The sequence below is a fragment of the Pseudomonas sp. LS44 genome (genome assembly GCF_024730785.1).
In the GTDB taxonomy this organism is placed as follows: domain Bacteria; phylum Pseudomonadota; class Gammaproteobacteria; order Pseudomonadales; family Pseudomonadaceae; genus Aquipseudomonas.
In genome coordinates this window covers 3,161,924-3,181,933 of sequence record NZ_CP102830.1, presented here as the reverse complement: position 1 = coordinate 3,181,933, position 20,010 = coordinate 3,161,924, and the positions used below count along the sequence as shown (strand labels likewise).

Below are 20,010 nucleotides of genomic sequence, written 5' to 3'. Positions count from 1 at the left end.
CTCACACACCCTCGGCCGGCGGGTTGTCGCGCAACTGCACCATGGCCTCGCGCGGCCAGCGCGCGGTGACCTGCTGGCCGGGCTGGTACTGATTGGCGCTGCCGCGCTGCCATTGATTGTTGGCCTGGCTGACGGCGAGGGTCTGGCCGTTGTCCAGCTGGATCTCGTAGCGGGTGGCGGCGCCCTGGTACTGGATGTCGTGGAGCAGGCCGCCGACCTGGATATCGTCGCCGCTCGCCGCGCCGTCGGCGAAACGGATGTGCTCCGGGCGGATCGAGAACGGCGCGCTGCTGCCGGCGATTCGCTGGGCCAGTTCGCCACGCAACACGTTGGAGGTGCCGACGAACTCGGCGACGAAGGCGGTCGCCGGCTGCATGTACAGGTTGCGCGGGGTATCGACCTGCTCGATGCGGCCCTTGTTGAACACCGCCACGCGGTCGGACATCGATAGCGCCTCGGTCTGGTCGTGGGTGACGAAGATGAAGGTGATGCCGAGCTGGCGCTGCAGCTTCTTCAGCTCGCTCTGCATCTGCTCGCGCAGCTTGAGATCGAGCGCGCCGAGCGGTTCGTCGAGCAGCAGCACCCGCGGCCGATTGACCAGGGCGCGGGCCAGGGCCACGCGCTGACGCTGGCCGCCGGACAGCTGCGCCGGCTTGCGCTCGCCGTAGCCGCCCAAGGCGACCATGGCCAGCGCCTCCTCGGCGCGCTTGAGGCGTTCGTCCTTGCCGACGCCTTTGACCTTGAGGCCGTAGGCGACGTTGTCACGCACGTTCATGTGCGGGAACAGCGCGTAGTCCTGGAACACGGTGTTGACGTCGCGCTGGTAGGGCGCCAGGCCGACGGCCTCGGCGCCATGGATGCGGATGGAGCCGGCGCTGGGTTGCTCGAAGCCGGCGATCAGCCGCAGGCAGGTGGTCTTGCCCGAACCGGACGGGCCGAGCATGGAAAAGAACTCACCGTCCTCGATGGCCAGCGATACCTGGTCGACGGCTTTCACCTCGCCGAACACGCGGGAGACTTCGGTGAACTCGACGGCGATGGTCATAGCTGCTCCAAGTAGGGCGGGTGCAACCCGCGTTCAGGGGCGGCGGCGGGTTGCACCCGCCCTACGGGATTGCGTGCTCATTGCGACAGCCCGAGCTGCTGTCCCCTTGGCCCTTAGGGGAGAGGGGAATGGTGCGCTTTGAAAGTGGCTCAGAGGGCGTAGCGAGCAGGCCTCAGCCGTGTCCGGCCAGCGCGCAGGAACCGCAGCGTACTGAAGTACGTGAGGATTCCGAGCACTGCCCGGGCGCGGATCAGGCCTGCGCAGTAGCCATCTGGGCCATTTTTACCGACCGCCCATGATCGCGATGTAGTCCTGCGTCCAACGGCTGTACGGCACGCACTGGCCCTGGGTCTTGCACTTGGCTTGCGGGGTTTTCCAGAAGGCGATGCGGTCGAACTGGTCGTAGCCGTTGGTGGCGCATCCGCCGGCGCCGAGCAGTTCACTGGCCTGGCAACCGGCCGGTACCGCCGGCAGCGAGCCGAACCAGGCGGCCAGGTCACCCTGCACCTTGGGCTCCAGCGACCAGTCCATCCACTTGTAGGCGCAGTTCGGGTGCTTGGCGTCGGCATGCAGCATGGTGGTGTCGGCCCAGCCGGTGACCCCTTCTTTCGGGAACACGGTGGCCACCGGCTGCCCTTCGGCCTTCAGGGTATTGGCCATGTAGCCCCAGGTGCTGGAGGCGACCACGCCTTCGTTCTTGAAGTCGCTCATCTGTACCGTGGCGTCGTGCCAGTAGCGGTGGACCAGCGTGTGTTGCTTGCGCAGCAGCTCGAGCACGGCGGCGTACTGTTTTTCGTTGAGCTCATAGGGGTCGTTGATGGCCAGATCCGGCTGGGCGGATTTCAGGTACAGCGCCGCGTCGGCGATATAGATCGGCCCGTCGTAAGCCTGCACGCGGCCCTTGTTCGGCTTGCCGTCGGCCAGCTGCTGCGCCTCGAACACCGCACTCCAGCTGTCCGGCGCCTTGCTGAACGCCTTGGTGTTGTACATCAGCAGGTTCGGGCCCCACTGGTAGGGCGTCCCGTAGGTCTTGCCATCGACGGTGTACCAGTCGCCGCCTCCCAGGCGCGGGTCGAGGTTCTTCCAGTTGGGCACCAGTTTCGGGTCGATCGGCTGCACGCGCTTGCCGTAGATCAGCCGCAGCGAGGCGTCGCCGGAGGCGGTGACCAGATCGTAGCCGCCCTTGTTCATCAGGCTGACCATCTCGTCGGAGGTCGCCGCGGTCTTGATGTTGACCTTGCAGCCGGTGTCCTTCTCGAACTGGGTGACCCAGTCGTAGTTCTTGTCGGTTTCGCCGCGTTCGATGTAACCAGGCCAGGCAATGATATCCAGGCGGCCTTCGCCATCGCCCACGGCTTTCAAGGCATCAGCAGCCTGCACACTGGCGCTCGCCAGCAAGGTGGTGGTCAGCGTGCCGAGCAGAACAGTTCTGTGCATGAGCATCGGGTATCCCTCTTGGTGGGTAGTCGGGCGACTTCTGCTATCGACTATTGATAGTAGGTTTGTTTTTGCCGAACGCTGGCAGTGCGCAGGGTGCGATCGTGGTCGCGGCGGCAATATCTCGAAGCACAGTCGGGCATGCCGTGGGGAATTGGCGCGGATAGAGTGCGGTCCACCACAGCATTCGATTTCGTCTGGAGAACGCCATGAACACTCGCGGTTTGCTCGATCAATTGCTCAAGTCCGGCCAACAGCTGTTGCAGAACGGGGTGCTGCAAAACGGTGGGCTGCAAAACGCCGGCAGCCAATCCAAGCCCGGGCAGGGCGGTGCCAATCCTCTGGGTGGCTTGCTCGGCAGCGTCGGCGGTGGCGCCCTGGGTGCCGGTGCCATCGGTCTGCTGCTGGGCAGCAAGAAGGCCCGCAAAGTCGGCGGCCAAGTGCTCACCTATGGCGGTTTGGCGGCGCTCGGCGTGGTCGCCTACAAGGCCTACAACAACTGGCAGCAACAGCAGGCCGGCGCGGTGCAGCACGAGCCGCAGACCGTCGATCGTCTGCCGCCCCCGCAGGTCGAGCAGCACAGCCACGCGATTCTTCGCGCGTTGGTGGCAGCGGCCAAGGCCGACGGCCATATCGATGATCGCGAGCGTCAACTGATCGATGGCGAAGTGCTGAAACTCACCGACGACCGCGAGCTGCAAGGCTGGCTGGATGGCGAACTGCACAAGCCGCTGGACCCGGCGGAAGTCGCCCGCGCGGCGCAAACCCCGGAAATGGCCGCGGAGATGTATCTGGCCAGTTTATTGATGGTCGATCAGGAGCACTTCATGGAGCGCGCCTATCTGGAAGAACTGGCCCGTCAGCTGAAACTCGACCCCGCTCTCAAGACCGAACTGGAAAGCCAGGCGCGCCAGGCCCTGCAATAAAATCCGCGGCGGCCGCTGCTACCGTTTGGCAGCGGCCATGGCGAACCGCCGTCATCGAACTATCGTTGCTAGCCTGAACCCGCCGTTCCGACGGGAGGAGGTGCTATGAATACCAGCGATTTGCTCGAACAACTGCTCCGTTCCGGTCTTGCTCCTCAAGGGGCAGGCGCGTCAGGCTCCGCGCCGTCGGGCGGCGGATTGGGTGATGTGTTAGGCGGCCTAGGCGGGATGCTCGGCGGCGGAACCGGCGGTACCAGCGGCGGTAGTGCCGGTGGGCTAGGCGGCTTAGGCGGTCTGGGTGGCCTGGGCGGTCTACTTGGCGGCCTGCTGGGCGGCGGCGCCTCACCGGGCGGCCAGAGCCAAAGCCGGGGTGGCTTGGGCGGTGGCGGCCTGGGTGCCGGTGGCCTGGCGACCTTAGGGATGCTGGCCTTCCAGGCGTTCAGCGCCTGGCAGCAGAACCAAACCACCGCGGCCGCGCGACAACCGCAAACGGTTAATACCCTCAGCGGTGCCGAGGCCGAAGAACACAGCCATGCGATCCTACGGGCACTGATCGCCGCTTCCAAAGCCGATGGGCGCATCGACGAGCAGGAGAAAAAGCTGATCTACGCGGAAATCGCCAAACTCACTGCCGACCCCGAGCTGCAGGCGTGGCTGGACGATGAAGTGGCCCGTCCGCTGGATGCCGCGCAAGTCGCCCAGGCCGCACAAACCCCGGAGATGGGCGCGGAAATGTATCTGGCTAGCGTGCTGTTGATCGGTGCCCAGCAGGGCGGCGAACGGGGTTACCTGGACGAACTGGCCAGCCAGCTGCGTCTCGATCCCGCCTTACAGGCCGAACTGGAAGCCCAAGTGCATTGAGTGCCCAGCCATGAGCGCCCGTTGGGCGTCGGCTGTGTTGGCGCTGTGGGCCGGCGCCAGCGGGGCCCAAGAGGGCGAGCTGTACGCCAGCAGCCAAAGCCTGTTGCTGGAAGACAGCCGCTTCGTTCGCGAGGCGGCGCTGGATCGCCTGCAGCAAATTCGTTTCGCCTTTCGTGAACCACCCGCCGAGCCCGGCCAGCAGCCGCTGTGGACGCGCGCCTATGGCAATTGGGGCTCGCGCGACAGCGATGGCGCCGCCGCGCGGGTCGAGCACGATAGCGGCGGACTGTTCATCGGTGCCGATCGCAAGCTCAACGAGCGCTGGGTGGCGGGCGTCTTGGGCGGCTATTCGCGGCTCGACCTGCGGCTCGATGACCGTCAGGCCGATGCCGATATCGACAGCTACCATCTGGCCGCCTACGCCGCCATGCGCTACTACAACCAACTCGGCCTCAAGCTCGGCGCCGCCTTCAGCCAGCAGCGGCTCGACAGCCAGCGCCTGGGTGCGCACGGCAGCACCGACGGCTACAGCGTGCAGGTCTTCACCGAAGCCATCTACGCCATGGATTACGAAGAGTTCACCGTCGAGGCCTTCACTAACCTGGCCTATGTGGCACTGCGCAGCGACGGATTGACCGAGAAGGGCGGTGCCACTGCACAAACCATCGCCAGTGCCGATGATCACACCACTGTCGCCACGTTCGGCTGGCGCGCCGTCCGCGGTGTACCACTGGCCTCAGGAAAACGCCTGGTCGCGCGCGGCAGTCTCGGCTGGCGACATGCGTTCGGTTCGACCGATGTGCAGCGCGACAGCGTGTCGCGGCTCGACGGCCTGGCGAGCCGCAGCGCGGGCGTACCGCTCAGCGAGGACAGTCTGCGTCTGGACCTGGGCCTTGACTACGAAGTGCTACCGCAGGTCTACGCGGGCCTCTGGTACGTGGGCAATTTTGCCGATGCCGCACGCGACAATGGCTTGAGCGCTCGGTTGAGCCTGAAGTACTGAGAGTCCCTGCGGCGCCGGACGGCGGGCTGCCAGGGCCGGGCAACTCGCGTATACTCGCCGGCTTTCACAAAGTTTTGTCGAGTGCTGCCCGTATGGAAATTCAACCGATCGTCAACAGCATCAAAGACCTCTCCGAGCGCACCCAAATTATTCGGGGGTATCTTTGACTACGATCACAAGCATGATCGTCTCGTCGAAGTAAACCGCGAACTCGAAGACCCGAACGTCTGGAACAACCCGGAATACGCCCAGAATCTGGGCCGCGAGCGCGCCACCCTGGCGCAAATCGTCGACACCCTCGACGAACTGGCCGGCGGACTCACCGACTCCCGTGACCTGCTGGATATGGCGGTCGAAGAGGACGACGAAGGCGCGGCCAATGACGTCGCCAGCGAAGTCGAGCGCTTGCGCGAAATCCTCGAGAAGCTGGAGTTCCGCCGCATGTTCAGCGGCGATATGGACCCGAATAACGCCTACCTCGACATCCAGGCCGGCTCCGGCGGCACCGAAGCCCAGGACTGGGCCAACATCCTGCTACGCATGTACCTGCGCTGGGCCGACAAGCGCGGCTTCGACGCCGCCATTATCGAACTGTCCGCTGGCGAAGTTGCCGGGATCAAGGGCGCCACTGTGCATATCAAGGGCGAATACGCCTTCGGCTGGCTACGTACCGAGATCGGCGTGCACCGCCTGGTGCGCAAGAGCCCGTTCGACTCCGGCAACCGTCGCCACACCTCGTTCTCCGCGGTGTTCGTCTCGCCGGAAATCGACGACAACATCGAGATCGATATCAATCCGTCGGACCTGCGCATCGACACTTACCGTTCCTCCGGGTCCGGTGGTCAGCACGTCAACACCACCGACTCGGCGGTACGGATTACCCACGTTCCGACCAATACCGTGGTGGCGTGCCAGAACGAACGCTCGCAGCACGCCAACAAAGACACCGCGATGAAGATGCTCCGGGCGCGTCTGTACGAGCAGGAAGTGCAGAAGCGCAACGCTGCCTCACAAGCGTTGGAAGACACCAAGTCGGATATCGGCTGGGGTCACCAGATCCGCTCGTACGTGCTCGATGCCTCGCGAATCAAAGATCTGCGGACCAATATCGAGCGCAGCGACTGCGACAAGGTGCTCGACGGCGATATCGACGAATACCTCGAAGCTAGCCTCAAGCAAGGCCTGTAATACCTTTCGATTCCGCTCTCCAGAGGAGGGCGGCAACGACCCCGTGACGGAAACCGATGACCATGAGCGACCAACAACTCGACCTGCAAGCCCTTTCCCAAGAAGACCGGCAACACGAAGAAAACAAGCTGATTGCCCAGCGCAAAGAGAAGCTTGCTGTCATCCGTGAGCAGGGCAACGCCTTCCCCAATGACTTCCGCCGCGACAACTACTGCGCCGATTTGCAGAAACAGTACGCCGACAAGAGCAAGGAAGAGCTGGAAGCCGCTGCCATTCCGGTCAAGGTCGCCGGGCGCATCATGCTCAACCGTGGCTCGTTCATGGTGATTCAGGACATGACCGGCCGCATCCAGGTCTACGTCAACCGCAAGACCCTGTCCGAAGAAACCCTGGCCGCGGTGAAGACCTGGGACATGGGCGACATCATTTCCGCCGAAGGCACTCTGGCCCGTTCCGGCAAGGGCGACCTGTATGTGGAAATGACCAACGTGCGCTTGCTGACCAAGTCGCTGCGCCCGCTGCCGGACAAGCACCACGGCCTGAGCGACACCGAGCAGCGCTACCGTCAGCGCTACGTCGACCTGATCGTCAACGAAGACGTGCGCCAGACCTTCCGCGTGCGCTCGCAGGTCATCGCCCACATCCGCAGCTTCCTGATGCAGCGCGACTTCCTCGAAGTCGAAACGCCGATGCTGCAGACCATCCCTGGCGGCGCCGCGGCCAAGCCGTTCGAAACCCACCACAACGCGCTGGACATGGGCATGTACCTGCGCATCGCGCCGGAGCTGTACCTTAAGCGCCTGGTGGTCGGTGGTTTCGAGAAAGTCTTCGAGATCAACCGCAACTTCCGTAACGAAGGCGTTTCGACCCGGCACAACCCCGAGTTCACCATGCTCGAGTTCTACCAGGCCTACGCCGATTACGAAGACAACATGGACCTGACCGAGGAGCTGTTCCGCGAGCTGGCCCAGCTGGTGCTCGGTAGCACCGACGTGCCGTATGGCGACAAGGTCTTCCACTTCGGCGAGCCATTCGCGCGCCTGTCGGTGTTCGACTCGATCCTCAAGTACAACCCAGAGATCAGCGCGGCCGACCTGCAGGACATCGACAAGGCCCGCGCCATTGCCAAGCAAGCCGGCGCCAAGGTGCTCGGCTTCGAAGGCCTGGGCAAGCTGCAGGTGATGATTTTCGAGGAGCTGGTCGAGCACAAGCTGGAGCAGCCGCACTTCATCACCCAGTACCCGTTCGAAGTCTCGCCGCTGGCCCGCCGCAACGACGACAACCCGAACGTCACCGACCGCTTCGAGCTGTTCATCGGTGGCCGCGAGATCGCCAACGCCTACTCCGAGCTGAATGACGCGGAAGACCAGGCCGAGCGCTTCATGGCGCAAGTGGCCGACAAGGACGCCGGTGACGACGAAGCCATGCACTACGACGCCGACTTCGTCCGCGCCCTCGAATACGGCATGCCGCCGACCGCCGGCGAAGGTATCGGCATCGACCGCCTGGTGATGCTGCTGACCAATTCGCCGTCGATTCGCGACGTCATCCTGTTCCCGCACATGCGCCCGCAGGCGTGATGAAGAAGCCGCCTCCGGGCGGCTTTTTGTTATTTGGCGGTGGTCAAAGCGAGCGCCTTTCGAGGCGCGCGTATTCAACGATGCGTTTTCCGTTGGCATTTTTTGCCAAGCCAGTCCCGCAGACAGCCGATCACATTGATTCCGCGTGGGAAAGCTCCACAATGGTTGCCAGTATCCCGCTTAGTCGAGGTAGAAACGCATCGTGACGCAAAGCCCGAAACCCGACCGTGCTGCCACCATGGCCAGTGCCGTCGCTGAAAGTGTCCAGTACCAAGGTCGCAAGGCCAGTCGCCAAGGCAGCGAGCAGCGCCGCCAGGCGATTCTCGATGCCGCCATGCGCATCATCGTGCGCGATGGCGTGCGTGCGGTTCGCCACCGCGCGGTAGCCGCTGAGGCCGATGTGCCGTTGTCGGCGACCACCTATTACTTCAAAGATATCAACGATCTGATTACCGATACCTTCGCCCAGTTCGTCGAGCGCAGCGCCGAAACCATGGCCGCGTTCTGGGATAGCACCGAAGGTCTGCTGCTCGATAAGGTCGGTCAGCTCGATGGCAGCATCGCGTCGCGGCGCCTGCTGGCCGATGAGATTGCCGGATTGGCGGTGGAGTACGTCCACCAGCAGTTGCTGACCCGCCGCGATCACTTGCTGGCCGAGCGGGCATTCCAGCAAGAGGCCTTGCTCAATCCGGGGTTGCACGAATTGGTGCGCTCGCATCGAAAAATTCTGCTGCAGGGCGTGGCCCACTTCTTCCAAGTGCTCGGTTCCAAGCAACCGGAACAGGACGCCAAAGTGTTGACGGGCATCATCGAGCGCATGGAATATCAGGGTTTGATCGATGGCATGGATCATCTCGACAACGACGACATGCGTGCCATTCTGCTGCGCTACATGCATCTGGTTCTGGGGCTGTAGATCATGGACGAGTCGGCTTCTGATCGCTGTGGTGTGCGGTCAGGATGTGCGAATTTGTCATGTTCACGGAGTAGGCTGCGCCGTTTTGCCGAACCGGCGTGGATGAGGAGAGTGGGTTTGGGTGCTTTGCTAGGGTTAGAAACACAATTGCGACCGGTGAACGTCGCAGCACACGCATCGCTATGTCGCCCTGTCCTCTCAAGGAGCCCGAAATGAAAGCCTGGCGCATGGTGTTTGCCTTGTCCTTCCTGTTGCTGAGCGGTTGTCTGGTCACCTTCAAGGATCCCATCCCGGCCAACGAGGCCGCGCCCATGCCGTTGCTGGGCGAGTGGACGCGCAAGAACGAGTGGGGCGAGCAGCAGTACCTGGAGGTCAGCCGCGCCGGCTCCAATCTGTACAAGGCGGTGACCTACGAGAACAGCCCGGAAAACAGCGAGACGCTCAAGGAATTCGGCTTCACCGTCTCCCACCATGGCAGTCGCTGGTACCTGTCGGCCGGCTTGCCGAAAAGCCTGGGCGCCAACTTCGCGATTGGCGGTTTCGAGCTGACCAAGGACAACGAGTTGGTGATCTACAACCTCGATGTCGACCGCATCCACCAGGAGCTCAACACCGGGCGGTTGGCCGGCAAGATCTTCGAAACACCGGAAGGCGATGGTGCGCTGATCAGCAGCCCGCTGGATCAGGTCTTCGCCTATCTAGACGACCAGGCCAATTCCGACGTATTCATCGAGGTGGCGCGCTTCCAGCGCAGCGGCCAGTGATCGCGCAAGCAGCGAGTAGGGAACGATGAACGACCATATGGTGCTCGACGAATATCAGCTGACCATCCGTACCCTGTCCGATCGCCTGGTCGAGGCGCAGACGCCGATTCGCGTGCTGGATGCGGTGAAGTGGGACGACAACATCCGTCAGGACTTCCTCAAGCACAAAGGCAAGGAGCCGCCAGCGGTCGATCGTGCCTATTACGAAAGCCGGCCTCTGGCCTTTGACCCCGGCGCGAAGAAGCTCGAATTCCAGAATATCGAGCGCGACATCACCCGCCTGCTCGGCCAGTTCAGCCCGGTCGGGCAGATCATGCGGCGCATGTGCCGGGAATACCGGATGGTCATCCGCATGCTTGAGGCGCGCGGCACTCCGGACTTCGGCCTTATCTCCCAGGAGCTCTATGGCGCGGCTTCGGATGCCTTCCATGCCGGCGACCCGACCCTCGCCGATCTCGGGCTGATGTTCTCCGACTACCTGAACAACATCGCCGATCGCGGCGATCTCGAAAGCGAACCCAAGACCCTCAGCGCCAACACGGCGGTGGAGATGCTGCAGAGCCGGTTGAGCGCGGTGTTCGGCGACGACACCATCCGCGTGTTCGAGTCCGACGGCATCCTCGCCGACGCCGCCGCCGGCGCCGACTACATCAAGGTGCGCAGCGACGCCCTGTTCAATGAGCGCGACGTGCGTGCCCTGGAAGTACATGAAGGCCTGGTGCATGTCGGCACCACCCTCAACGGCCTCAGCCAGCCGATCTGCACCTTTCTGGCCAAGGGCCCGCCATCCTCGACCGTGACCCAGGAAGGCCTGGCGATCCTCATGGAGGTGATCGCCTTCACCTCCTATCCGACCCGCCTGCGCAAGCTGACCAACCGTATCCGCGCCATCCACATGGCCGAGGACGGCGCTGATTTCCTCCAGGTGTTCGAGTTCTACCGCGAGCAGGGTTTCGGCCGCGAGGAAAGCTACGGTCACGCCAGCCGGGTGTTCCGCGGCTCGACCCCGAACGGTCTGCCGTTCACCAAGGATTTGTCGTACCTGAAGGGCTTCATCCTGATCTACAACTACATCCAGCTGGCGGTGCGCAAAGGCAAGCTGGAGCAAATCCCGCTGCTGTTCTGCGGCAAGACCACCCTGGAAGACATGCGCACCTTGCGTCAGCTGGTCGACGAGGGCCTGGTGGTGCCGCCCAAGTACCTGCCGCCGCAGTTTCGCGACCTCAATGCGTTGTCGGCCTGGATGTGTTTTTCCAACTTCCTCAATCATTTGAGCCTGGACCGGATCGAAGCGGACTACGCCAACATCCTCTGAGGGCTGAATCGGAGATGGGTCGGGCCGCGCAGGTTGAGCGAAGCGATACCCATCTCCGGCTGCCGCGCCGCCCGCTTGTTGGGGATCGCTACGCTCAATGCCAACCTACAGGGTCGGGGCGTAGCCCGGATGCCCTCCGGGAAAGGAGGGCAGGGGAGTTCGCCATATGTCCAAGCTGTCGATTCGTACCTTACTTCTGCTGCTTCTGGCTGTGCTGCAGGGCTGCAGTGAGCTGCTGTTCTATCCCGAGCCTGGCCAGCCGTTCACTCCGGAAAAGGCTGGTCTGGTCTATCGCGACATCGAGCTCACGGCTGCCGACGGCACCCGCCTGCATGCCTGGTGGCTACCGGCCAAGGCTGGCGTCGAAGTCAAAGGCACGGTGCTGCATCTGCATGGCAACGGCGGCAACCTAGCCAGCCATCTCGGTGGGAGCTGGTGGTTACCGGCGCAGGGTTATCAGGTCCTGTTGCTGGATTACCGCGGCTATGGCCTGTCGGCCGGTGAGCCGAGCCTGCCGGCGGTTTATGAGGATATCGATGCCGCCTTTGCTTGGCTGCAGCAGGCGCCGCAGGTGCAGGGCAAGCCGGTGATCGTGTTGGGTCAGAGCCTCGGCGGCGCCTTGGCGATTCACTATCTGGCCGAGCATCCGCCACAGCGTCAGCAACTTAAGGCGTTGGTGCTCGATGGCGTGCCGGCCAGCTACCGCGATATGGCCCAGTTCGCCCTGGCTGGCGCCTGGCTGACCTGGCCGCTGCAGGTGCCGCTGAGCTGGCTGGTGCCCGACGGCGACAGTGCGATCCATGCGATCGGTCAGCTGCAAGGCGTGCCGCTGTTGATCTACCACAGCATCGACGATCCGGTCGTGCCTCTTTCCAACGGGGTGCGCTTGTATCAAGCTGCGCCCCCGCTGCGGGTGTTCCAGCCGACCCGTGGCGGCCATGTGCAGACCTTCGCCGATCCGGTGTGGCGCGAAGTGATGCTGCGCTACCTCGACGATCCGCGTGGCTATACCGGCCTGCGCCGCCTCGCCGAAGTGCCGAACACCCCAACTCCAGACTTCCCGAAACCAGACGCCCCGAAACAAGAGAGTCCGCAATGAGTGAAGAACGCAACGCCATCCCCCTGATCCTTACCGGCATCGGCAGCATCATCGGGACGATTGCAGTGCTGTGGTTCTACGGTTATCTGCATTTTGCCAAGCCTGAGGATGCCTTGCTGCTGGCTGATTTCACCATGCTCAAGACCACCCCGGGCGAAGAGCTCAAACTGTCGCTGGAGCCGGCAGGGCAGGTCGCTCATTGCATCGACGGCGTGCTGGTGCTGTTCGATACGAAGCAGAAAGGCCTGACCGGCATTCTGGTCGATGAGCGCAAGCACGCGGTGCGTTGCGCGGGTCAGGAAACCCCGCAGGAAATCAAGTAATCCACATGTCTCGGTTTTGCGCCGGAGCGCATGATCGAGTCGATGCTTACTGCGCGAGTGATGAACGCGGCGCCACCGAGTGGCGTCGTTGGAGATCCTTCCCTCCATCCGCCGATCATCCCGAAAAACGCTTTTTCCCGGCGCGCGAGGTTTTACGCAGGAAATCGCTGCAAAATCGAATGTGAGGGTAGCCAGGATGTGTCTTAACGCCCCGCGCGGGGGCGCATCGACAGCAGGCGGGATTCAATGTTTGGCGCTTTCGTACTGGGCGCTCATTTCATGCAGATACTTGCGCGCCAGGGCAAGAAAACGCGGCGTCGGGCCGATGTCTTCGTAAAGCGGGTCGCCTTCCTCATCGGTAGCCACCACCTGGGTACCCTTGACGTAGGGCAGACCGCTTTCGAGCTCCTCAAGCGCGGCGCTTAGCAGCTCGCTGAGCAGTTCCTCGGCACTGCGTTTCGGATACATTTCGGCCAGTGCGGCCAGGCGTGCGGCGGCTTCCAGATCAAGATGAAGTTGGTAGCTGTTGCGAGTCAGACGGCCTTTGGCGTTTTGTTCCCAATGGCGAACGAGTTCGCGGATTTTCATAGGCACCTCTTCCTGTGCCCGCGGATAGCGGGCACCTATCGGATATTCCGGCTCCAGCCGGCCCCGGCGAGTCCTTATGAGGCTCGTCAATTATCAGACTAGCCCGCCGTAGAGCGCTCAGCCGCCATTCGTCGCGCCCTTGTAAGAAGTTGCCGCGCTGTCCACTCTTATGACAGATGCGGCCTGCGGGCTCGATTCAACTGGCAATGGAGAACGCTCATGGCGGAAATCGACGTGCGTCTGCGTGAGGATGTACACCTGCTCGGTGAGCTGCTCGGCGAAACCATTCGCGCCCAGTACGGGGCCGACTTTCTCGACAAGATCGAGCGCATCCGTAAGGGCGCCAAAGCCGCGCGGCAGGGCTCGGCGGCCGGCGCCGAACAACTCAGCAGCACGCTCGACGGCCTGGCCGAGGACGAACTGCTGCCGGTCACCCGTGGCTTCAACCAGTTTCTCAATCTGGCCAACATCGCCGAGCAATATCATCGGGTGCGCCGCTTGGCGCCGGGCGAGGCCGAGCCGTTCGAAGCCCTCGTGCTCCCCGAGTTGCTCGGCCGCCTGCTGGCCGCCGGGCAGAGCGGCGAATCGCTGGCCCGGCAGTTGAGCCGGGTGGAAATCGAGCTGGTGCTGACCGCGCACCCGACCGAAGTGGCGCGCCGCACGCTGATCCAGAAGTACGACGCCATCGCCGCCCAGCTGGCCGCGCAGGATCATGACGATCTGTCCGAGCGCGAGCGCGAGCAGGTGCGTAACCGCCTGCAACGCCTGATCGCCGAGGCCTGGCATACCGAGGAAATTCGCCGCAGTCGACCGACTCCGGTGGACGAAGCCAAATGGGGCTTCGCGGTCATCGAACACTCGCTGTGGCAAGCCGTGCCGCGCTTTTTGCGCGGCGTGGATGCCGACCTGCACGCCGCGACCGGCCTACGTTTACCGTTGCAGGCGGCGCCAGTGCGCTTTGCCTCATGGATGGGCGGCGACCGTGATGGCAACCCGAATGTCACCGCCAAGGTGAGTCGTGAGGTGCTGCTGCTGGCGCGCTGGATGGCCGCCGATTTGTATCTGCGCGATGTCGATCAACTGGCCGCCGAACTCTCCATGCAACAGGCCAGTGACGAGTTGAAGCTGTTGGTCGGCGTGCATCCGGAACCCTATCGCTGTGTGCTCAAACAACTGCGCGACCGGCTGCGCGCGACTCGCGCCTGGGCGGAGGCGGCGTTGGCTGGCGACACCGTGGCCAGCGCCGCTGTGCTGCAAGACAACCGCGAACTCATAGAGCCGCTGGAGCTTTGTTATCAATCGCTGCACCACTGCGGCATGGGTGTGATTGCCGATGGCGCGTTGCTCGATTGCTTGCGCCGGGCCGCCACGTTCGGCCTGTTTCTGGCGCGCCTGGATATCCGTCAGGACGCCACCCGCCACGCCGCCGCGCTGAACGAAATCACCGACTACCTGGGCATCGGCCACTACCAGGAGTGGGATGAAGACACGCGCATCGCCTTCCTGTTGCGAGAACTGGATAACCGCCGGCCACTGCTGCCGGCGCACCATCAGCCGTCTGCCGATACCGCCGAAGTGCTCGCCACCTGCCGGGTGATCGCGGCGGCGCCGGCGGCATCGCTCGGCTCCTACGTAATCTCCATGGCCGGCGCGCCATCGGACGTGCTGGCGGTGCAGCTGCTGCTCAAGGAAGCCGGTGTGCAGCGGCCGATGCGCGTCGTGCCGTTGTTCGAGACCCTCGATGACCTGGACAACGCCGGCCCGGCGATTGATCGCCTGCTCGGTCTGCCCGGCTATCGCGTGCGCCTGCATGGCCCGCAGGAAGTGATGATCGGTTATTCCGATTCGGCCAAGGATGCCGGCACCACGGCGTCCGCCTGGGCGCAATACCGTGCGCAGGAGGCGCTGGTGGATATCTGTCGGGCCCACGACGTCGAACTGCTGCTGTTTCACGGCCGTGGCGGCACGGTCGGGCGCGGCGGTGGTCCGGCCCATGCGGCCATCCTCTCGCAGCCGCCGGGCTCGGTCACCGGGCATTTTCGCACCACCGAGCAGGGCGAGATGATCCGCTTCAAGTTCGGCTTGCCAGACATCGCCGTGCAGAACCTCAATCTGTACCTGGCGGCGGTGCTCGAAGCCACGCTGCAGCCGCCGCCTACGCCAGAACCGGCGTGGCGCGAGCTGATGGATCGCCTCGCCGCCGATGGCGTGCAGGCCTACCGCGCGGTGGTGCGTGAGCATCCGCAGTTCGTCGATTATTTCCGCCAGGCCACGCCGGAGCAGGAGCTCGGTCGCCTGCCACTGGGCAGCCGCCCGGCCAAGCGGCGCGAGGGTGGGGTGGAAAGCCTGCGGGCGATTCCGTGGATCTTTGCCTGGACCCAGACCCGCCTGATGCTGCCAGCGTGGCTGGGCTGGGAGCAGGCGTTGGGCAATGCCTTGCAACGCGGTGACAAGGCACTGTTGGAAAGCATGCGCGACGACTGGCCGTTCTTCCGCACGCGCATCGATATGTTGGAGATGGTGTTGGCCAAAGCCGACGCGGAAATTGCCCGTTTATACGACCAGCGCCTGGTCGATCCGGCCCTGCAACCACTAGGTGCACATTTGCGCGACCTATTGTCGCAGGCTATTGCGGCGGTACTGGGTTTAACCCGACAGTCGCAGCTCCTCGCACATAGTGTTGAGACCCTCGAATCGATCAGTGTGCGCAATACCTATCTCGACCCGCTGCACCTGTTGCAGGCTGAGCTCCTGGCCCGTTCTAGACACTCTGCGGGGGAGGCCAGCGGCCCTCTGGAACAGGCCTTGCTGGTGAGCGTGGCGGGCATCGCCGCAGGCTTGCGCAACACCGGTTAACCGCCCGTTCCTGCTACTTCTGGATGGCTTGTGTGCTCCAGGGGCGCTGTGTATCTTGGTCAGCCTTTTTGGCCGCCCAGCGCTGCCGGAACCTTATTCCGAGATGAGCCCGTCGAGGCTATCCAAACTAATAATTAACCTTGAGGAAACATCGATGCGCGTGATTCTGTTGGGAGCGCCCGGTGCCGGCAAAGGTACCCAAGCTGGCTTCATCACCAAAAAGTTCGGCATTCCGCAAATTTCCACCGGCGACATGCTGCGTGCGGCGGTCAAGGCCGGCAGCGAGCTGGGCCTGAAAGCCAAGAGCGTCATGGAGAGCGGTGGCCTGGTTTCCGATGACCTGATCATCAACCTGGTCAAAGAGCGCATCGCTCAACCGGACTGCGCGAACGGTTTCCTGTTCGACGGTTTCCCGCGCACCATCCCGCAGGCCGAGGCCATGAAGGAAGCCGGCGTGGTGATCGATTACGTCGTCGAAATTGCCGTCGATGACGAGGAAATCGTTGGCCGCATCGCGGGTCGTCGCGTGCACCCGGCTTCCGGTCGCGTGTACCACACCGAACACAATCCGCCGAAAGTCGCCGGCAAGGACGACGAAACTGGCGAAGACCTGATTCAGCGCGAAGACGACAAAGAAGAAACCGTTCGTCACCGCCTGTCGGTTTACCATTCGCAAACCAAGCCTCTGGTCGACTTCTACCAGCAGCTCGCTGCCACTGAAGGCACGCCGAAATACACCGCCGTTGCCGGGGTGGGTTCGGTTGAAGAGATCACAGGCAAGGTTCTGACCGCGCTCAGCTAAGAACCTGCCCACGATCTGCTGCGCGTCGGCCATGCTGCGTTGAAAACGGCTTCGGACTGCTCATTTACAACTTGTAAACTCCGCGTCCTCAGCCATTTTCGCCTTGCCTGTCCTTAGCTCGCGAGCTCGTGAACAGGCGCTACGCGCTGCGTCTACCTTGAGCCAACGGCCCGCTTGCGGGCCGTTGGCGTTTTTCCGGGCCGCAGCCCGTATAATGCCCGCCCGTTTTTCTCCCCTGGAATACCCGATGACCACCTTGCTGGCCCTGGATACCGCCACCGAAGCCTGTTCCGTGGCCTTGTTGCATGACGGCAAGGTGATCAGTCACTACGAGGTGATACCCCGCCTGCATGCCCAGCGCTTATTGCCGATGATCCAGGCGCTGCTGGCCGAGGGTGGGGTGGCCATGTCGGCACTGGACGCCATCGCCTTCGGTCGCGGGCCCGGTGCATTCACCGGGGTGCGCATCGCCATTGGCGTGGTACAGGGCTTGGCATTTGGTCTGGATCGCCCGGTGTTGCCGGTTTCCAACCTGGCGGTGCTGGCCCAGCGCGCCATGCGCGAGCACGGCGCGCAGCAGGTCGCGGCGGCCATCGATGCGCGCATGGATGAGGTGTACTGGGGTTGCTACCGCGCCGAGCAGGGCGAAATGCGCCTGGCCGGCAGCGAGGCCGTGCTGGCCCCTGAACTGGCGAGTTTGCCGCGCGATGCCGCCGGCGACTGGTTTGGCGCCGGGACTGGCTGGGGCACCTTTGCCGCGCGCCTGAACGTGCCGGTCAGCGGTCAGGATGGGGCGATGCTGCCGCATGCCGAAGACCTGCTGCGCCTGGCCAGCTTCGCCTGGGCCCGTGGCGAGGCGCTGCCGGCCGATCAGGCTCAGCCGATCTACCTGCGCGACAAGGTGGCGACGCCCAAAGGGGCGTGACCACTGATCGGGCAATCGGATTTGCCTTGAGTCGTCTAGGCTGGTTAGATTGTCGACTGTTTAACGCTCGCTTACTCGGGCTTAGTGCCAGGTTTCTTGATGCGCATCGATAGTTCACCTTCTGCTTCCTACTCGCTGAACCGTGGCGCCCCCGCAGGCACCGCGGTTACGCCGTATCGCGAAGTGTCGAAGGGGGCCGAAACCCGCCGTGAACCGACCGAGCCGGTGCTGCTCAAACCGAGCAATAGCGCAGCAAGCAGCGACCGCTTTCCCGCCACGCCTGAGCCGCTGACCTATCAGCGCCCGCTCAACAGCCACGCCGCCCAGGCGCTGGCCAGCTACAGCATTACCGCCAGTTATGTCAGCGATGTCGATGCCCTCGAAGTGCTCGGCCTCGATCTCTACGCCTAAGCCGCTTCTCCGTGCTGCCCTACCACCTTGGCTGTCCGTCATGGAACGAGCCGGCTTGGCGCGGTGTTCTGTATCCGCCGGATGCGCGGCCGGCCGCTAGCCTCGAACACTACGTGCGCGTGCTCAACGCGGTAGAGGGCAACACCACTTTTTACGCGCCACCGACGACTGCTACGGTGCAGCGCTGGGCCGATGCGATGCCGACTGACTTCCGCTTCTGCGCCAAGGTGCCGTGTGATATCAGTCATCACGGCGATCTGCGCGATCGACTCGACGCCTGCGAGGCATTCCTGCGTTTGTTGGCACCGTTGGGTGAGCGAGTCGCGCCGCTCTGGTTGCAGTTGCCGGCCAGTTTTGGCCCGCAGCGGCTCGGCGAGCTGGCGGCCTGGCTGGAGCATTTCCAGCACCGCCGCATCGCCGTGGAGGTGCGGCATGCGGCGTTCTTCGCCAAGGGCGATGAGGAGCGCGCGCTCAATCGGCTGCTGCGTGAGCGCGCGGTCGAGCGCATCTGCCTGGATTCGCGGGCGCTGTTCAGCTGCCGGTCAGACGATCCTGCGGTGCGTCATGCGCAAGCGAAAAAGCCACGTCTGCCGGTGCGCCCGGCGGCGTTCAGTGACAGTCCGCAGGTGCGTTTTATCGGTGGGCCTGATCTGCCGGCTAACGAACCATTTCTGCTGCCCTGGGTGGACAAGGTCGCTAGCTGGATCGAGCAAGGCCTGACGCCTTACGTGTTTCTCCACACGCCGGATAATCAGCTGGCGGCCGCCCAGGCATTGCGCTTCCACGCATTATTGGCCGAGCGTCTGCCTGGCTTGCCGGCATTGACGGTTGAACACGACGAAGGCGCAACGCGAGAGCAACTCGTACTACTTTGAAGCGGTCAGCATGGCTCGGCGAATGCGCTGGATATCGCCGGTTTTCGCCTGCGCGACGGCCGACGCATCAGCCTGGCGCAGGATTGGCGCGACACCGACCGCGAAGCGTTGTTCCTGCGCAGAGTCCAGGCGGCGGCCTGCAAGCATTTCAACGTCACCCTGGGATCGGACTACAACGCGGCCCATGGCGATCATTTCCATGTCGGCATGGGCCTGTTTCGCATGTGCCGTTAGCCGCGATAGGAAAAACTCCGCGCCGCTCTGGCAAAATGCCGGCTGGTTGCGGATCGATAGACTGGGCGTGTGGCAATGAGTGACGAGCTGGAAACAATCCTGGTGCGCGTCGAAGCGCTGGAACCGCGCTATGCGGCGCAGGCGGCCAGTTGGGGTGAGCGGCTTGGGTTGCCGTTGGGCGGCGAGGCGCAGTTCGCCCTGCAACTGGGCGACGCCGGTCTGCAACTGGTCGACCTCGGCCCGCAGGCGCCAGGCCCTGTGCGGGTGGACTTTGTCGAAGGCGCGGCGGCGCATCGGCGCCTGTATGGCGGCGGCAGTGGGCAGATGATCGCCAAGGCGGTCGGCGTGCAGGCCGGTATCCGCCCGCGGATCGTGGACGCCACGGCGGGGTTGGGGCGCGACGCGTTCGTGCTGGCCGGGCTGGGTTGCCAGCTGACCCTGATCGAACGTCAGCCGATCATCGCCGCCTTGCTCGAGGATGGACTGGCTCGCGCGGCCTGCTCGCCCGAGGTGGCGGCAATCGCGGCGCGCATGCAGCTGCTCAGCGGCAATGCGATCGAGCGCATGCGCGGTTGGCAAGGCCCGGCGCCGCAAGTGGTGTATCTCGATCCGATGTTTCCGCACCGCGACAAGAGCGCCCTGGTGAAGAAGGAAATGCGCCTGTTCCGCCCGCTGGTTGGCGACGATCTGGATGCCCCGGCGCTGCTCGCTGCGGCGCTGGAGTTGGCCAGTCACCGGGTGGTGGTCAAGCGCCCGCGCAAGGCGCCGATCATCGACGGGCCCAAGCCGGGCTACAGCCTGGAAGGCAAATCGAGCCGCTACGATATCTATCCGAAAAAGGCGCTGGATAAAGACTGAGCGG

General features: G+C 63.7%; 19 protein-coding genes, 1 other RNA gene and 1 pseudogene. 17 read left to right on the top strand and 4 right to left on the bottom strand.

Annotated elements, in window-relative coordinates; translation table 11 throughout:
- Window position 1: 1 nt before the first annotated feature.
- The 3 genes from NVV93_RS14205 to ydcS all read right to left on the bottom strand — a co-directional run bounded on the left by NVV93_RS14205 (window position 2) and on the right by ydcS (window position 2,488).
- Window positions 2-1,045, bottom strand: coding sequence for an ABC transporter ATP-binding protein (locus NVV93_RS14205; protein ID WP_258251282.1), 1,044 nt, complete (start codon window positions 1,043-1,045; stop codon window positions 2-4).
- Between the two features lie 146 nt (window positions 1,046-1,191).
- A non-coding RNA gene (locus tag NVV93_RS14200) (sX9 sRNA) lies at window positions 1,192-1,266 on the bottom strand.
- A 61-nt stretch (window positions 1,267-1,327) separates the two neighbouring features.
- Window positions 1,328-2,488 (bottom strand): putative ABC transporter substrate-binding protein YdcS, encoded by a 1,161-nt coding sequence (gene ydcS, locus NVV93_RS14195; protein WP_258251281.1) that lies wholly within the window; start codon window positions 2,486-2,488, stop codon window positions 1,328-1,330.
- 203 nt (window positions 2,489-2,691) lie between these two features.
- Between ydcS and NVV93_RS14190 the strand changes: the two genes are divergently transcribed.
- The 10 genes from NVV93_RS14190 to NVV93_RS14145 all read left to right on the top strand — a co-directional run bounded on the left by NVV93_RS14190 (window position 2,692) and on the right by NVV93_RS14145 (window position 12,457).
- The gene (locus NVV93_RS14190; RefSeq protein WP_258251280.1) at window positions 2,692-3,408 is read left to right on the top strand and encodes a tellurite resistance TerB family protein; all 717 of its coding nucleotides are present in this window, start codon (window positions 2,692-2,694) and stop codon (window positions 3,406-3,408) included.
- Window positions 3,409-3,513: 105 nt separating this feature from the next.
- Window positions 3,514-4,269 (top strand): tellurite resistance TerB family protein, encoded by a 756-nt coding sequence (locus NVV93_RS14185; protein ID WP_258251279.1) that lies wholly within the window; start codon window positions 3,514-3,516, stop codon window positions 4,267-4,269.
- 10 nt (window positions 4,270-4,279) lie between these two features.
- The gene (locus tag NVV93_RS14180; RefSeq protein ID WP_258251278.1) at window positions 4,280-5,272 is read left to right on the top strand and encodes an autotransporter domain-containing protein; all 993 of its coding nucleotides are present in this window, start codon (window positions 4,280-4,282) and stop codon (window positions 5,270-5,272) included.
- 92 nt (window positions 5,273-5,364) lie between these two features.
- Window positions 5,365-6,460, top strand: a protein-coding gene (prfB, locus tag NVV93_RS14175) for a peptide chain release factor 2 (protein ID WP_258251277.1) whose coding sequence is annotated in 2 segments (ribosomal slippage) — window positions 5,365-5,436 and window positions 5,438-6,460 — 1,095 coding nt in all. Because the reading frame shifts where the segments join, the coding sequence is not laid out codon by codon here.
- Window positions 6,461-6,522: 62 nt separating this feature from the next.
- Window positions 6,523-8,040: a lysine--tRNA ligase gene (gene lysS / locus NVV93_RS14170; protein WP_258251276.1), complete on the top strand. Its 1,518-nt coding sequence runs from the start codon at window positions 6,523-6,525 to the stop codon at window positions 8,038-8,040.
- A 238-nt stretch (window positions 8,041-8,278) separates the two neighbouring features.
- On the top strand, window positions 8,279-8,956 hold the full coding sequence (locus NVV93_RS14165) for a TetR/AcrR family transcriptional regulator (RefSeq protein WP_258254377.1): 678 nt from the start codon (window positions 8,279-8,281) through the stop codon (window positions 8,954-8,956).
- Window positions 8,957-9,168: 212 nt separating this feature from the next.
- Window positions 9,169-9,720, top strand: a complete 552-nt coding sequence (locus tag NVV93_RS14160; protein WP_258251275.1) for a hypothetical protein — start codon at window positions 9,169-9,171, stop codon at window positions 9,718-9,720.
- Between the two features lie 25 nt (window positions 9,721-9,745).
- The gene (locus NVV93_RS14155; RefSeq protein WP_258251274.1) at window positions 9,746-11,035 is read left to right on the top strand and encodes a flavohemoglobin expression-modulating QEGLA motif protein; all 1,290 of its coding nucleotides are present in this window, start codon (window positions 9,746-9,748) and stop codon (window positions 11,033-11,035) included.
- A gap of 166 nt (window positions 11,036-11,201) precedes the next feature.
- Complete coding sequence (locus NVV93_RS14150) at window positions 11,202-12,134, top strand: alpha/beta hydrolase (protein ID WP_258251273.1); 933 nt, start codon at window positions 11,202-11,204, stop codon at window positions 12,132-12,134.
- The gene (locus NVV93_RS14145) at window positions 12,131-12,457 is read left to right on the top strand and encodes a hypothetical protein (RefSeq protein ID WP_258251272.1); all 327 of its coding nucleotides are present in this window, start codon (window positions 12,131-12,133) and stop codon (window positions 12,455-12,457) included. Before NVV93_RS14150 ends, NVV93_RS14145 begins: the two co-directional genes overlap by 4 nt.
- Before the next feature lie 243 nt (window positions 12,458-12,700).
- On the opposite strand, the gene NVV93_RS14140 is transcribed toward NVV93_RS14145, so the two are convergent.
- Window positions 12,701-13,045, bottom strand: coding sequence for a pilin assembly protein (locus tag NVV93_RS14140; RefSeq protein WP_258251271.1), 345 nt, complete (start codon window positions 13,043-13,045; stop codon window positions 12,701-12,703).
- A 219-nt stretch (window positions 13,046-13,264) separates the two neighbouring features.
- On the opposite strand from NVV93_RS14140, the gene ppc reads away from it, so the two are divergent.
- The 7 genes and pseudogenes from ppc (at window position 13,265) to NVV93_RS14105 (ending at window position 20,006) form a co-directional block, all read left to right on the top strand.
- A complete protein-coding gene (gene ppc, locus NVV93_RS14135) occupies window positions 13,265-15,901 on the top strand; it encodes a phosphoenolpyruvate carboxylase (protein WP_258251270.1) in 2,637 nt (878 codons plus the stop codon).
- Between the two features lie 154 nt (window positions 15,902-16,055).
- Entirely contained in the window at window positions 16,056-16,703 is a 648-nt protein-coding gene (gene adk / locus NVV93_RS14130) for an adenylate kinase (RefSeq protein ID WP_258251269.1), read from the top strand.
- A gap of 247 nt (window positions 16,704-16,950) precedes the next feature.
- Entirely contained in the window at window positions 16,951-17,628 is a 678-nt protein-coding gene (gene tsaB / locus NVV93_RS14125) for a tRNA (adenosine(37)-N6)-threonylcarbamoyltransferase complex dimerization subunit type 1 TsaB (protein WP_258251268.1), read from the top strand.
- Window positions 17,629-17,727: 99 nt separating this feature from the next.
- The gene (locus NVV93_RS14120; RefSeq protein WP_258251267.1) at window positions 17,728-18,039 is read left to right on the top strand and encodes a hypothetical protein; all 312 of its coding nucleotides are present in this window, start codon (window positions 17,728-17,730) and stop codon (window positions 18,037-18,039) included.
- A gap of 11 nt (window positions 18,040-18,050) precedes the next feature.
- Complete coding sequence (locus NVV93_RS14115; RefSeq protein ID WP_258251266.1) at window positions 18,051-18,914, top strand: DUF72 domain-containing protein; 864 nt, start codon at window positions 18,051-18,053, stop codon at window positions 18,912-18,914.
- A gap of 6 nt (window positions 18,915-18,920) precedes the next feature.
- Window positions 18,921-19,148, top strand: a pseudogene (locus NVV93_RS14110) (extensin family protein); the annotation flags it as partial.
- Window positions 19,149-19,223: 75 nt separating this feature from the next.
- Window positions 19,224-20,006, top strand: coding sequence for a class I SAM-dependent methyltransferase (locus tag NVV93_RS14105; protein WP_258251265.1), 783 nt, complete (start codon window positions 19,224-19,226; stop codon window positions 20,004-20,006).
- The last annotated feature ends 4 nt before the right edge of the window (window positions 20,007-20,010 follow it).

Coding starts and splice junctions, on each gene's coding strand:
- NVV93_RS14185 (WP_258251279.1), top strand. CDS start 3,514: ATGAATACCAGCGATTTGCTCGAACAACTGCTCCGTTCCGGTCTTGCT.
- ydcS (WP_258251281.1), bottom strand. CDS start 2,488: ATGCTCATGCACAGAACTGTTCTGCTCGGCACGCTGACCACCACCTTG.
- adk (WP_258251269.1), top strand. CDS start 16,056: ATGCGCGTGATTCTGTTGGGAGCGCCCGGTGCCGGCAAAGGTACCCAA.
- tsaB (WP_258251268.1), top strand. CDS start 16,951: ATGACCACCTTGCTGGCCCTGGATACCGCCACCGAAGCCTGTTCCGTG.
- NVV93_RS14145 (WP_258251272.1), top strand. CDS start 12,131: ATGAGTGAAGAACGCAACGCCATCCCCCTGATCCTTACCGGCATCGGC.
- NVV93_RS14160 (WP_258251275.1), top strand. CDS start 9,169: ATGAAAGCCTGGCGCATGGTGTTTGCCTTGTCCTTCCTGTTGCTGAGC.
- NVV93_RS14165 (WP_258254377.1), top strand. CDS start 8,279: ATGGCCAGTGCCGTCGCTGAAAGTGTCCAGTACCAAGGTCGCAAGGCC.
- NVV93_RS14190 (WP_258251280.1), top strand. CDS start 2,692: ATGAACACTCGCGGTTTGCTCGATCAATTGCTCAAGTCCGGCCAACAG.
- NVV93_RS14205 (WP_258251282.1), bottom strand. CDS start 1,045: ATGACCATCGCCGTCGAGTTCACCGAAGTCTCCCGCGTGTTCGGCGAG.
- NVV93_RS14180 (WP_258251278.1), top strand. CDS start 4,280: ATGAGCGCCCGTTGGGCGTCGGCTGTGTTGGCGCTGTGGGCCGGCGCC.
- NVV93_RS14155 (WP_258251274.1), top strand. CDS start 9,746: ATGAACGACCATATGGTGCTCGACGAATATCAGCTGACCATCCGTACC.
- ppc (WP_258251270.1), top strand. CDS start 13,265: ATGGCGGAAATCGACGTGCGTCTGCGTGAGGATGTACACCTGCTCGGT.
- lysS (WP_258251276.1), top strand. CDS start 6,523: ATGAGCGACCAACAACTCGACCTGCAAGCCCTTTCCCAAGAAGACCGG.
- NVV93_RS14140 (WP_258251271.1), bottom strand. CDS start 13,045: ATGAAAATCCGCGAACTCGTTCGCCATTGGGAACAAAACGCCAAAGGC.
- NVV93_RS14105 (WP_258251265.1), top strand. CDS start 19,224: ATGAGTGACGAGCTGGAAACAATCCTGGTGCGCGTCGAAGCGCTGGAA.
- NVV93_RS14120 (WP_258251267.1), top strand. CDS start 17,728: ATGCGCATCGATAGTTCACCTTCTGCTTCCTACTCGCTGAACCGTGGC.
- NVV93_RS14150 (WP_258251273.1), top strand. CDS start 11,202: ATGTCCAAGCTGTCGATTCGTACCTTACTTCTGCTGCTTCTGGCTGTG.